The following is a 13402-nucleotide window of genomic DNA, read 5'->3' as shown; positions in this document are numbered from 1 at the left end:
CCCTACGTGCCGGAGGCACTGTGGGAGGAGTTCACCTCGCGGTTCGTCGCGGCCACGACGACCCTGCGACTCTCCCCCGCGCTCGACTTCTCCGCCGACATGGGCTCGCTCGTCTCCGCGAAGCAGCTCGACACCGTCACCCGGCACGTCGAGGACGCCCGCGCCCAGGGGGCCACGGTCCTCGCCGGTGGCCGGGCGCGCCCCGACCTCGGCCCGCACTTCTACGAGCCGACGATCCTCACCGACGTCACCGAGTCGATGACCCTCTTCGCCGACGAGACGTTCGGCCCGGTGGTCTCGCTCTACCGGGTGGCCGACGAAGACGAGGCCATCGCCCGCGCCAACGACAGCGACTACGGCCTCAACGCGAGCGTGTGGACCTCCGACGCCCGGCGCGGACGTCGCGTCGCGGCCCGCCTGCAGGCCGGGACGGTCAACGTCAACGACGCCTACGCCGCCGCCTGGGGGTCGATGGACGCCCCCATGGGCGGGTGGAAGTCCTCCGGCCTCGGCCGACGCCACGGCGAACACGGACTCCTCAAGTACACCGAGCCCCAGACCGTCGCCGTCGAACGCCTCCTGCCCGTCGGCGTGCCCGACGGGATGGACGCCGCCCGCTACGCCCGCATCATGACCACCGGGCTCCGGGTGCTCAAGCGTCTCCCCGGCATCAAGTGACCGGTGGCTCGTCGACGGGCGCCGTCCTCGCCCCCGTGACGCGACGTCCCTGAGTGCCCTCGGTGACCGCGGAGTACGGTCGTGGGCATGGACATGAAGAAGCTCCTCACCCGCAAGCCCCGCGCCACCCGCTCTCAGGACATCACCCGGCTCGCACTCGGGGCGTTCATGTCCTACGCGGGGGTCTCGCACCTCACGTTCGCGCGCGACGACTTCCAGGCGCAGGTGCCCTCGTGGTTCCCCGCCGACCCGGACTTCGTCGTCCTCGCCTCCGGCGTCGTCGAGATCGCCCTCGGCGCGTCCCTTCTCGCCCTGCCCAAGCAGCGCCGCCTCACCGGGCTCGCCCTCGCCGCGTTCTACGTCGCGGTGTTCCCCGGCAACATCGCCCAGTACACCGAGCACCGCGACGCGTTCAACCTCGACACCGACACCAAGCGCCTCGTGCGCCTCGCGTTCCAGCCGGTGCTCGTCGCCGCCGCCCTCTACGGCGCAGGCCTCCCCGAGAAGAAGAACGGCCGCCGCTGACCGCACCCCACCCACGACGCGGCCCGACGCTCCTCCTGAGTGACGGGCCGCGTCGGCGTGCCGGGACCCGGCTGCGCCGTCCGCGCCCGAGCGGCAGGAGGATCGCTGCGGGTTCGCCTGTGGGCGCTGCGGGCAGCGGCGCGCGCACGACGTGGGAGCGGCCGAACGGATCCGGAGAGCGCACGGATGCCACGATGTGACCATGAACGACGTCGACGACTGGCTCGCCCGTGCCACCCTCTCCGCCGAGGTCGCCGCGCTGCGACCCGATTACCGGTGCGTACTCGTCACCGCCACCGGGCTCATGCCCGGCCCGAGCGACGACGCGAGCGAGGAGCTGCTGACCGCCGCCGAGGCCGAGGCGCAGGCCGCCGTCGCAGCGACCCCCGCCGAACAGCTCCCCCACATCGCCGCGTGGCGTGAGGCGTTCCGCGCGTTCGGCGCCAAACCCCAGCGCACCCGCAACAGCGCCGAGGCGCTCCTACGACGCGTCGAGGACGGGATGCCGCGCATCAACCGTCTCGCCGACGCCTACAACGCCGTGTCGATCCGCCTGCAGGTACCGCTCGGCGGGGAGAACCTCGCCGCCTACTCCGGCCCGTTGCGCCTCGTCCGGGCCACCGGCGAGGAGGAGTTCGGCACGCTCGCCTCGGGCGCGGAGACCGTCGAACACCCCACTGCCGGCGAGGTCGTGTGGCGGGACGACGTCGGCGTCACGTGCCGCCGCTGGAACTGGCGTCAGTGCTACCGCACCCGCCTCACCGAGGCGACCACCGACGCCGTGTTCCTCTGCGACGTCCTCGACGTCGACCCCGGCGACAGCGCCGCCCGCGCCCAGGAGGTGCGCGACGCACTCCTCGACGCCCTCACCCACGTGAGCCCCGGAGCGCACCTGCGCACCCGCACCCTGGTGGCCGCCGACGTGCTCTGAGGCGCTTGCCTGCCGGGCGCGCGAGCTCGGGCGCCCCTCGCCCTCCACCGGGGGCGGGCGCGAGAACCCGGGTGAACGAACGCGAGCGGGGGCCGACCCTCTCGGTCGGCCCCCGCTCACGGTCGGGTGGCCCTCGCCTTCCGCGCGGCCCGCCCCTGTCGGGACGCCGCGGACGCTGTCGGCGAGGTGTCGGATCAGCTGCAGCCGCTGGTGGAGCCGCAGCCCTCACAGACGTAGCAGCTGCCGGCGGGGCGCATCTTCGTGCCGCACGTCATGCACATGGGCGCGTCCGCGGCCTTGCCCTGGAACTTCTCCATGAGCTCGGCGGAGGAGTGCACGTCGGAACTCACCTCCTTGGCGGCTGCCGCGCCGCTGCCGGAGTTCACCGACAGCTGACGGGCCTCGTCGACGCCCGAACGGCTGCGCGAGGGCGCCGGGGTCTGGCTGTAGTTCTCCAGCTCCTCCTCGTAGTCGTCGTCGTCGTCCTCGGACGTCGCCGGCGCGTACGAGCCGGTCTCGAGCTGCCGGGCCCGCTCCTCCGCGGTGTGGATCCCCATGAACGACCGGGTCTCGAAGTCGAGGTAGTCGAGCGCGAGACGACGGAAGACGTAGTCCATGATCGACTGCGCCATGCGCACGTCCGGGTCGTCGGTGAGGCCGGCCGGCTCGAAGCGCAGGTTGGTGAACTTGTCGACGTAGGTCTCGAGCGGCACGCCGTACTGGAGCGCCACGGACACGGCGAGGGAGAACGCGTCCATGAGGCCGGCGAGGGTCGAGCCCTGCTTGCCGAACTTGAGGAAGATCTCGCCGAGACCGTCGTCCGGGTAGGAGCTCGCCGTGAGGTACCCCTCGGCGCCACCGACGGTGAACGACGTCGTCACCGAGTTGCGACGCTTCGGCAGACGCTTGCGCACCGGGCGGAACTCGACGACCTTCTCCACCACGCGCTCGGGCGCGTCCTCGGTCTTCTTCTTCTCCGTGGAGAGCGGCTGACCGACCTTGCAGTTGTCGCGGTACACGGCAAGAGCCTTGAGGCCGAGCTTCCAGCCCTGCATGTAGACCTCGGCGATGTCCTCGACCGTGGCCGTCTCGGGCAGGTTGACCGTCTTGCTGATCGCGCCGGAGAGGAACGGCTGGCAGGCCGCCATCATGCGGACGTGACCCATCGGGGGGATCGCCCGCTCGCCCATCGCGCAGTCGAAGACCTCGTAGTGCTCCTCCTTGAGGCCCGGCGCGCCGATGACGTGCCCGTTGTCGGCGATGAACTCGACGATCGCCTCGATCTGCTCCTCCTGGTACCCGAGACGCCGCAGGGCGCGCGGGATCGTGAGGTTGACGATCTGCATCGAGCCGCCACCGACGAGCTTCTTGAACTTCACGAGGGAGAAGTCGGGCTCGATCCCGGTGGTGTCGCAGTCCATCATGAAGCCGATGGTGCCGGTGGGCGCGAGCACGGAGGCCTGCGCGTTGCGGAACCCGTTCTTCGCACCGATGGTGACGACGTCCTCCCAGGCCTTGGTCGCGGCCCGGTGGACGGAGGAGTCCATCTCCTCGAACGTGCGCACCTCGTCGTTCGCGGCCTGGTGCTTGCGCATGACCCGCAGGTGGGCGCTGCTGTTGCGGGCGTAGCCCTCGTACGGGCCGACGACGCCCGCGAGCTCCGCGGACCGCTTGTAGGCCGACGCCGTGAGGAGAGACGTGATCGACGCGGCGAGCGCACGGCCGCCGTCGGAGTCGTACCCGTGACCCGTCGCCATGAGCAGCGCACCGAGGTTGGCGTACCCGATGCCGAGCTGGCGGTAGTCACGCGTCGTCGCACCGATGGACTCGGTCGGGAAGTCCGCGAAGCAGATCGAGATGTCCATCGCCGTGATGACGAGCTCGGACACCTTCTGGAACGTCTCGGCGTCGAACGTGTCGTCGTCGCGGAGGAACTTGAGGAGGTTGAGCGAGGCGAGGTTGCACGAGCTGTTGTCGAGGCTCATGTACTCCGAGCACGGGTTCGACGCGGTGATGCGGCCCGTCTCGGGGTTCGTGTGCCAGTCGTTGATCGTGTCGTCGTACTGGATGCCCGGGTCGGCGCACTCCCACGCCGCCTTGGCGATCTTGCCGAACAGCTCGCGGGCGTCGACCTTCTCGATGACCTCACCGGTCATGCGGGCACGCAGACCGAAGTCGGTGCCCTCCTCGACGGAACGCATGTACTCGTCGGTGACGCGGACCGAGTTGTTCGCGTTCTGGTACTGGACGGAGACGATGTCCTTGCCGCCGAGGTCCATGTCGAAGCCGGCGTCGCGCAGCGCACGGATCTTGTCCTCCTCGCGCGCCTTCGTCTCGACGAACTCCTCGATGTCGGGGTGGTCGACGTCGAGCACGACCATCTTCGCTGCACGACGCGTCGCCCCACCGGACTTGATCGTCCCCGCGGACGCGTCGGCGCCACGCATGAACGAGACCGGACCGGAGGCCGTGCCACCGGAGGAGAGCAGCTCCTTGGAGGAGCGGATGCGGGAGAGGTTGAGGCCGGCGCCGGAGCCACCCTTGAAGATGAACCCCTCCTCCTTGTACCAGTTGAGGATCGAGTCCATCGAGTCGTCGACCGACAGGATGAAGCAGGCGCTGACCTGCTGAGGGCTCGACGTGCCGACGTTGAACCACACCGGCGAGTTGAAGCTGAAGATCTGGTGAAGGAGCGCGTACGTGAGCTCGTGCTCGAAGGTCTCGGCGTCCTCGTCGGTGGCGAAGTAGCCGTGCCGCTTGCCGGCCGCCACGTACGTGAGCACGACGCGGTCGATGAGAGCCTTGAGCGACCGCTCACGCTTCTCGGTGCCGAGTGCCCCACGGAAGTACTTCGTCGTGACGATCGTGGAGGCGTTGACGCTCCAGAAGTCGGGGAACTCCACGCCGCGCTGTTCGAAGATCTTCTCGCCGGTCTTCCAGTTCTGCTGGACGACGTCCCGCTGCTCCCACGTCACCTGGTCGTAGGGGTGCACGCCGGGCGTGGTGAAGATCCGCTGCACGCTGATGCCCTTGCCGGCGCGCTTGCGGGATCCTGCCCGGGCGCCCGTGGTCTCCGTCATGTGTTCTCCTCCGAGACGAGTTGGGGTGGTAGCGAATCGTGCTGGGACGATCCCGACGCACGGGGGGGCGACGGCCGGCGGCGTGCCGCGCGCCGGTACTCCGCCGTGTGGGCGGGATCAGGGGGTGGAACCGGCCGAGGACTCCTCGGCCCGGGCGGACCGGTCGAGACGCAACAAGGCGATGGCCGCCTCGAAGTCCTCGAGGGTCTCGAAGTTCTGGTAGACGCTTGCGAAGCGCAGGTAGGCCACCTCGTCGAGTTCGCGCAACGGCCCGAGGACGGCGAGACCCACCTCGTGGGCGTCGATCTCGGCCTGGCCCGTGGAGCGGACGACCTCCTCGACCTGTTGGGCGAGGAGTGCGAGGGCGTCCTCGTCGACCGGGCGGCCCTGGCAGGCCTTGCGAACGCCGACGAGGACCTTGGTGCGACTGAACGGCTCGGTGACGCCGGACCGCTTGATGACGCTGAGCCCAGCCGACTCGGTCGTGGTGAAGCGACGTCCGCATGAGCCGCACTGACGGCGGCGGCGGATGGCGGCACCGTCGTCGATGAGGCGGCTGTCGACGACGCGGCTGTCGGTATGCCGACAGAACGGACAGTGCACGGCAGCCCCTCTCGGACGGAACGCTTGGACGACGCGACGCCGACCGCAGCGACCGGTGGGTCGCGCAGCGGACGAGGCCGGAGCGGCCATGTCGGGCGCCCCTGCAAAGACGATACCCCAACCCCTAGATGTGGGATGACCGCACCCAGGTGACCACTACATGTGGGATGTACGTGAGGATCGTAGGCCCGCAGGTGCCCTACGACCAAACCTCGGCGCGTCGCGCGCACCGCCGCGTTCCGCGCCGAGTGGCGACCGGTCCACAGGTCCTGCGACCGTCTCCGCGACACACTCGGACGCATCGGGGAACGGTGGCGGGATGTGACCTTGAAGAAGCCGCAACGCCTGGGCACCGAGCGATGGCAGGGGCCACCCGAGCGCGGAGACAATGCCGGGAAGCCTACTCCCCGCACACCCCGGCGCCGGAGCGACATGGCCCTTTCCGCACACCCCTGACCGAGTCTTGACCGGACGTTCGACCAGGGTTCGTCGAGCTCCACCCGTTCGAAGGATTCACCCCCGCAGCGACGACCACGTCCACGATGCGCCGCGAACCCCCGTCGCGATCACGACTCGCCGGGAATGACGAGGGACTGCCCGGCCATGACGACCGAGCTGTTGAGCCCGTTGGCGAGGCGGATGCGCAGCGCGGCCGCCTCGGTGGGCACCATGGGGAGCTCCTCTGTCGCGATCTCGAGGAGCGTCTGACCCGGCCGCACGGTGACCGAGTGGGTCGGCGGGAGATCGGGACTCGCCCACCGGGCCGCTGCGACGAGCGCGAGGAGGCACAGTGCCCCGAACACCGCCAGGGTTCGCACGAGGCGTCCCCGCCGAGTGAGCCGCAACCGGGGGCGGACCACCACCTCGCCGTCGCGTACCACCCGAAGGTGTCTGCGGCGAGAAGCCTCCTCGGATGATGCCTCCCCCGACTCCACGGGTGCCCATGCCGGCGCCGCCACCTGTCGTTCGAACGCCTGAACCGCCATCGAAGCCTCCTCCTCACCCATCCGCAGGATCTCTGCCTCCACCACGCCACCAGGAAGGGCGATGGTGCCGGCCGAGAACTGCGTTCGAACCGCGAGCGCCGTCATCGGGACGCCCCGCCTGTCAGGCCCGCGGGACTCGTCGTCACGCCTCGCCGACCGTGCACATGTTCTTCGAACTCAGGTACGAGTATCGACGACTCTGCGGACTCTGTCCACACTTCTCGCACAGATGTTTGAAACATCTGTGCGAGCAACCGTAGGATGTTCACGAGGAGAGTCGACCAGGCACCGCCGACAACCCTTCGACCAGCACGAACCGGGTCGTTCCGCCCTGCGGACGACCCCGTGCGGCGAGGGGGGCGAGGGGCGCGGGGTCGCCAGGAGCAGGACGCAGAGAGGACACGCCGTGGAGAAGGTCCGCACGATCCGCCATCGCGACACCCCCGGGCTGACGCCCCGCCAACGCAAGGTGCTCGACTTCATCCGTCTCTCGGTCGACTCCCGCGGGTATCCGCCGAGCCTGCGCGAGATCGGTGAGGCCGTTGGCCTGACGAGCCCGAGCAGCGTCGCCCACCAGCTCTCGGCGCTCGAGCGCAAGGGCTATCTCCGCAAGGACCCCAACCGGCCCCGCGCCCTCGAGATCGTCGCACCCCCGCCGGGGGCCGACGCGGCCGCCATCGCGCAGGCCATCCTCTCCGGACAGGACGACAGCGCCGGACGCGACGCGCATCCCGAGCCGGCCTACGTGCCGATGCTCGGTCGCATCGCCGCCGGGGTTCCGATCCTCGCCGAGGAGATGGTCGAGGACGTCTTCCCGCTGCCTCGCGAGCTCGTCGGCGACGGGCGCCTGTTCCTCCTCAAGGTCGCCGGCGACTCGATGATCGACGCGGCCATCTGCGACGGCGACTGGGTCGTCGTCCGTTCCCAGCCCACCGCGGAGAACGGCGACATCGTCGCGGCGATGATCGACGGCGAGGCCACGGTCAAGACGTTCAAGCGACGGGACGGCCACGTGTGGCTGCTCCCCCACAACCCGAGCTACGACCCCATCGATGGTGACGAGGCGACGATCCTGGGCAAGGTCACCGCGGTGATGCGGAGCATCTGAGCCCCCGGCCCTCGGAGTGCCGCGGGCGGCATCCCGGGGGCCACGACCGCCTGGCCGCCGTAGGGTGGGGGGCATGATCGACGCCGGCGGCCTGAGAGTCATGAAAGCAATCGCCGACGAGGGCAGCTTCACCGGCGCTGCGACCGCGCTCGGATACTCCCAGCCTGCCGTGTCGCAGATGGTGCGTCGGCTCGAGCAGCGTCTCGGCACGGTTCTCGTCGAGCGGATCGGCAGGTCCATCCGTCTCACCGAGGCCGGAGAGGTCCTCGTCCGCCACGCCGGCCCCGTCCTGGCCGCTCTCGACGAGGCGGAGGACGAGGTCGCGGCCATCGCCGGCCTCCGAGCCGGGCGCGTACGACTCATGGCCTTCCCCTCCTCATCGAGCACCCTCCTCCCCCGCGCCCTGGCGCTCATGCACGAACGTCACCCCGACGTCTCGGTCACGTTCACCGAGGCCGAGCCTCCCGAGTCGCTCGCAGCACTTCGGGCCGGGGATTGCGACCTCGCGGTCGCCTTCGCCTACGACGGCACCGACGTCGCTCGGGGTGGGGACCTCGACGGGCTCACGACGCATCCGCTCCTCGACGACCCGGTGCGCGTCGCCCTCCCACCCGACCACCCCCTCGCGAAGGCCGACGTCGTGCCGATGCCCGAGCTCGCCGGGGAGACCTGGATTGCCGGTTGTCCCCGGTGTCGGGGTCACCTCCTCTCCCTCGGGCACGGCGCGGGTTTCGACCCCTCCGTGCGGTACGAGACCGAGGACTACGTGGCCGTCCAGGGGTTCGTCGCCGCCGGGCTCGGTGTCGCTCTCATCCCCGACCTCATCCTCGCGGCCATCACGAACCCCGGGGTCGCCATCCGCCCGCTCGATCCGCCGTCCTACCGCACCGTGCACGTCGTCACCACGCCTGACCTCGAACGAGTCCCGGCTGTGGCCGCGACGCTTCAGGCGTTGTGCGACAGCGCCCGTTCCCTGCGCGCTCCCGCGTAGTCCCCGCCCCCGGCGGTGTCGGCCCCTACGGGGGTGCCGATCCGCCTCCCTCGCGCGCATCGACGCCGCTCCCGCCGTTCCCGGCACCCTCATCGGCGGCTCCAGGGACCATGCTGTCCCTCCTGCGGCGTCCTCCCGACTGGCCGACGCGTCCCGACGGTGTTCACGGACGACGAGCAGGCGGCCGTCCTCCTTGCGGACGGCGACGTCCCCGTCCCGGTCGGTGCGGTAGACCACCGAGCCCGCCGCGCGGGCATGGGTGAGCAGGCTCGGCGCCGGATGACCGTAGGTGTTGTCCGCACCGACGCTGACGAGGGCGACGGGCGCGGCCACGAGCGCGAGCAGGGGCGCGTCGTGGTCGGACGAGCCGTGGTGAGCGACCTTGACGAGGTCGAACGGCATGTCCGCGCGCACGTCCGACCGCGCCGATCCGTCCGCGGCCTCCTCGGCGGGCATGGGCGGCACACTCGAGGTGCGGAGGTCGGCCCGGACCGCCGACCCGGCGTCCTCGCCCGCGTCGGCGAGGAAGAGGCCCCGCACCGCGTCGTCCTCCTCCGGGCCGTCGACGACGATGTCGAGGACGAGCGATCCGTCATTCGCCGAGGATGCCCCCGAATACGCGGATCGCGGCCCGCGGACGACCGCGGAGACATCGCCCCACCGGAGCAGGTCGCCCCTGACCACCTGGTGCACCGGGCGGCCGTGGGCCCGCCACCACCGTTCGACGCCGGGCCGGACGTCCTGCATCGAGGCGGCCGAGACGACGACGTCGCCGACGGCACGGCCCTGCGTGAGCCCGGCCAGCCCGGCGACGTGATCGGCGTCGAAGTGGGTGAGGACGACCGCGTCGACGACCTCGACGGCGAGCGCGTCGAGGCACCGGTCGAGTCGTTCGGGATCGGGCCCGACATCGAGGACGACGGCACGCCGCGGGCCCGACGCGAGGACGAGAGCGTCCCCCTGTCCGACGTCGCACATGACGACGGCCGGGGCCGGACCGGGGAACCCGGTGCGGGATCGCACGACGAGGACCGGCACGAGGACTGCGACGACGGCGAGGACGGCGACGACCGCGACCATCGGTCGACGACGCACCCGTCCTCGGACCCGACGCCACACGGGGCCGGCGGTGAGCACGACGACGAGCAGGAGGACGGCCAGGGATACCGCGCCCACCGTGCCTGCGGGCCACGGGACGGCACGGAGCGGCGCAGACTCCCCGGCACGGGCGAGGCGCGCGATGCCGAGGGCGGGGACGGCGGCCGCCCAGGCGACGACGACAGCGCCTGTGGGCCAGAACGGGGAGAGAAGGGCGACTGCGGCACCGAGGAGGGTGACCGGCGCGACGAGCGGGCCCGCGAGGGCGTTCGTGAGGATGCCGACGACGCTGATCTCCTCCTGCAGCAGGACGACGACCGGCGCGCACATGACCTGCGCGGCGAGGGGGATCGCAAGACCCACGGCCACCGGGCGGGGCAGCCGCAGGCCCGTGCGCAGCGCCTCGGACCACGGACCGACGAAGACGAGGAGGCCTGCCGTCGCGAGGACCGACAAGGCGAAGCCGAAGGATCGCGCCAGCCAGGGGTCGACGGCGAGCAGCACGAGGAGGGCGCCGGCGAGGGCCGGCAGGCCGAGGGTGCGGCGGGACCGTGCGATACCGACGAGGCCCACGGCCCCCATGACCGCCGCGCGCAGGACGCTCGGGTCGGGGCGCGCGAGGACGACGAAGCCCGCGAGCACGCACAGCCCCACGAGGGGGCGACCTCGGCGCGGGATCCCCACCCAGCCACACACCCACAGCGCGCCGGCGACGACGAGGGAGCAGTTCGTGCCCGAGACGGCGGTGAGGTGGGTCATGCCGGTGGCACGCATCGCCTCGGTGAGGTCCTCAGGGACGGCCCGACGGTCTCCGATGATCATCGCGGGGACGAGACCGCGCGCGTCGTCGGGCAGTGGCGTCGTGGCCGCCCGCATGGACTCCCGCACGACGTTCGTGGCGGCCACGACGGGGCCGGGGCCTCGACGCACGGTGGGGCCGCCGAAGGGGCGGAGCACCGCCCGCACCTCGTCTCCTCCGCGGGCCTCTTCGAGTCGACCGCGCATCTCGACGACATCGCGCCACCCGACATCGGCCCACTCGGGCTCACCGAGCACGAGGACGGGCGTGTCGACGGCCGTCGTGAACCCCCGGGCGTCGACGCGCGTGACGTGGACGACGACGGCGACACGGGCAGGCCCTGGCTCGACCTGCCGGAGGGGCCGGGGTTCCCCACCGACGCGTCCCTCGAGGACGACGGCGGCCCGTTCCCTCGCGAGGTCGCCGACGGGCCCGGCCTCGGCAGTCCGTTCGGCGACGGCGACCCGGAGGAGGAGGGCGGCTGCGAGGAGCAGACCCAAGGTGAGGACGGCGCGCCGCGCCTCCGTCCTGCTGCGTACCGGCGGATCCGCGGGGCGGGCCGACCACTGTCCGCGTGGACCGGTGAGGCTGCCGCGTGCCCCGGCGGGTCGATGCACCCGCCGCCCCCTCCAGGCGACGACGAGTGCACCCACGCCGAGGAGCGCACCCAGCCCGAGGGGGATCCACGGTCCGCGACCGAGGGCGAATGCCACCGCCGCCCACGCGAGCAGCGCCGGGAGGAGGAGGCGGACGTCCGCGGGCGGTGTCCGTGCGTCCCGCTCTCCGGCCACGCCGGGCACTCGAGGATCCGACGGCCGGTCCCCGCCGCCCTTCTCGACCACCGGCTTCTCGACCACCGCGCCTCGATTCGGCCGTCGAGTGCCTCCGCGCCGCGGCACCGTCGTCGGGTCCCCGGCGTCCAGCCGCACGCCGAGCGTCGACGCGAGTGCTGCGCGGTCCCACGGGTGTGAAGCGGCGGCGATCGATGGCGGTGCACCGCGGGGAGGCCGTCGCCCGCTCTCGTCAGACACGGACCTTGGGGCGGATGGCCTCGAGTTTCTTCTCCCCCACCCCGCTTACCTCGCCGAGTTCGTCGACGGAGGTGAACCGGCCATGGGTGGTACGCCATTCGAGGATCTTCGCGGCGAGGACGGGCCCCACCCCCGGCAGGGATTCCAGCGCGGCCTGATCCGCGGTGTTGAGGTCGATGAGCGGTCCACCGACCCCCGGGGCGGCGCCCGGTTGCGGCATGGCGGGCGGCGGCATCGTGTTGACGGGGACGGGCGCGCCGTCCGCGTCGGGGACGACGATCTGCTCTCCGTCGACGACGGGACGCGCGAGGTTGAGACCGGCGAGCACCGCCTTGGGCCCGGGGCCACCGGCCTTGGCGATCGCGTCGGAGACGCGGGCACCGGTAGGCACGGTCACGACCCCCTCGCGCTTCACCTCGCCGACGACGTGCACGAGGTACTCCCCGGCCGGGGTCGCTCCGGGCGCCCCTCCGGCCGCCACCGGCGCGGTGGCGCCGGGACGTGCCTCGGCGAGGGCAGCCCCTCCGACCGGAACGGGGGTGGCCACCGGCGGTCGCCCGGCGGTACCGGTGACGGCGGCCGGGGAGGACGGCCGCACCTGTGTGGCGACCGGTTCCGAGGCGGGTTCGTCTCGGAGGAACGAGAACGTGACCGCGAGGACGGCGACGAGGACGACGACCCCCGCCCCGGCGACGGCGAGCCACGGCGGGACGACGCGCGCCCCCACGAGCCCGGAGGGGATCTCGAGGACCCCGTCGCGGCCTCGGACGAGGCGACTCGACGGGAGCGCCGTCTCGGCCGGCGTGTCACCCCGCCCCGTTCGTGAGCCGACGCCGACACCCGTGCCGCCGGAGGCAGGTGCGCGCACCGGGGCAGCAGCAGCGAGGGCGGTGTCGTCGGCGCCGAGATCGTCGATGCCCTCGTCGACGATGCCCCGACCACCGATATCCCGGTCGTCGATGGTGCCGTGACCGACGCCCGGGGCGTCGTCTCGCCCGTTGCCGTGAGTCCCGGTGGGGGGCCCCGCGCCCCCGACGTCGGACGTGGGACGAATACCGCGGCGACGTCCCGCCGCCTCGCGCTGCTCGCGAAGCTCCCGTCGCGTCGTCGGGACGTTCGTCGTCGCGGTGACCGGGGTCGGCAGGTGCGGCGTCGGGGCGGGAGAGGTCGACGAGGTCGGCGGCCCGGGGACTCGTACCGGGGTGAGCGGCTCGGTGACCGCGTCGTCCACGACCGTCGGGTGGCGACGATCGCCGGTCGAGGCATGGGGTTGGGGGGATCCGCGCAGGCCGTTCCGTGCGGGCATACGCGGGGAGGGCGGGCTCGCGGCCGGGTCCTGACTCGCGGGGGCGGAGCGCCGGGTGACCGGCGCGGCCCACGGCGAGGCCGCCCTGGTCACCGGGTCGGCGACCGCCGCTTCCGTCGGATCCGACGACGCCCGCGACGCGTGGCCGGTCGCGGGGTCGACACACGCCGCCGGGTCTGCGGCCTCACGCGCGGCGCGGGCGTTGAGGAGGAGCGTGGTGGCGCGGTCGACGGGCATGCGGCCACGCTAGGAACGCGGCCCCTTCG

The 13402-nt window shown here is 72.1% G+C and carries 9 protein-coding genes and 1 pseudogene; 5 read left to right on the top strand and 5 right to left on the bottom strand.

Annotated features, from left to right (window positions below; all coding sequences use genetic code 11):
- The 3 genes from MOPEL_RS02675 to MOPEL_RS02665 all read left to right on the top strand — a co-directional run.
- Positions 1–678: aldehyde dehydrogenase family protein (locus tag MOPEL_RS02675; protein ID WP_009481315.1), on the top strand; the 678-nt coding region annotated here is incomplete at its 5' end.
- A gap of 93 nt (positions 679–771) precedes the next feature.
- Positions 772–1203 carry a DoxX family protein gene (locus MOPEL_RS02670; protein WP_040632538.1) on the top strand — a complete coding sequence of 144 codons (432 nt, stop codon included), beginning with the start codon at positions 772–774 and terminating at the stop codon, positions 1201–1203.
- A 202-nt stretch (positions 1204–1405) separates the two neighbouring features.
- Entirely contained in the window at positions 1406–2134 is a 729-nt protein-coding gene (locus tag MOPEL_RS02665) for a B3/B4 domain-containing protein (RefSeq protein ID WP_009481313.1), read from the top strand.
- 194 nt (positions 2135–2328) lie between these two features.
- Here MOPEL_RS02665 and MOPEL_RS02660 read toward each other — a convergent pair whose 3' ends face one another.
- The 3 genes from MOPEL_RS02660 to MOPEL_RS17030 form a co-directional block, all read right to left on the bottom strand.
- Positions 2329–5214: a vitamin B12-dependent ribonucleotide reductase gene (locus tag MOPEL_RS02660; protein ID WP_009481312.1), complete on the bottom strand. Its 2886-nt coding sequence runs from the start codon at positions 5212–5214 to the stop codon at positions 2329–2331.
- A gap of 117 nt (positions 5215–5331) precedes the next feature.
- Entirely contained in the window at positions 5332–5817 is a 486-nt protein-coding gene (nrdR, locus tag MOPEL_RS02655; protein WP_009481311.1) for a transcriptional regulator NrdR, read from the bottom strand.
- 566 nt (positions 5818–6383) lie between these two features.
- The gene (locus tag MOPEL_RS17030; protein ID WP_141631137.1) at positions 6384–6635 is read right to left on the bottom strand and encodes a LysM peptidoglycan-binding domain-containing protein; all 252 of its coding nucleotides are present in this window, start codon (positions 6633–6635) and stop codon (positions 6384–6386) included.
- Between the two features lie 574 nt (positions 6636–7209).
- Between MOPEL_RS17030 and lexA the strand changes: the two genes are divergently transcribed.
- Both lexA and MOPEL_RS18295 read left to right on the top strand, forming a co-directional pair.
- A complete protein-coding gene (gene lexA, locus MOPEL_RS02645) occupies positions 7210–7911 on the top strand; it encodes a transcriptional repressor LexA (protein ID WP_040632428.1) in 702 nt (233 codons plus the stop codon).
- 73 nt (positions 7912–7984) lie between these two features.
- Complete coding sequence (locus tag MOPEL_RS18295; RefSeq protein WP_009481308.1) at positions 7985–8902, top strand: LysR family transcriptional regulator; 918 nt, start codon at positions 7985–7987, stop codon at positions 8900–8902.
- Positions 8903–9565: 663 nt separating this feature from the next.
- Here the strand turns inward: MOPEL_RS18295 and MOPEL_RS18290 are convergent.
- Both MOPEL_RS18290 and MOPEL_RS18045 read right to left on the bottom strand, forming a co-directional pair.
- Positions 9566–10822, bottom strand: a pseudogene (locus tag MOPEL_RS18290) (ComEC/Rec2 family competence protein); the annotation flags it as partial.
- Between the two features lie 1000 nt (positions 10823–11822).
- A complete protein-coding gene (locus MOPEL_RS18045; RefSeq protein WP_009481306.1) occupies positions 11823–13373 on the bottom strand; it encodes a ComEA family DNA-binding protein in 1551 nt (516 codons plus the stop codon).
- Positions 13374–13402: the final 29 nt, after the last annotated feature.

It is taken from the genome of Mobilicoccus pelagius NBRC 104925, assembly GCF_000247995.1.
GTDB lineage: Bacteria > Actinomycetota > Actinomycetes > Actinomycetales > Dermatophilaceae > Mobilicoccus > Mobilicoccus pelagius.
Note: the sequence above shows the minus strand (reverse complement) of the source record. Positions and strands in the feature narration are given on the sequence as shown.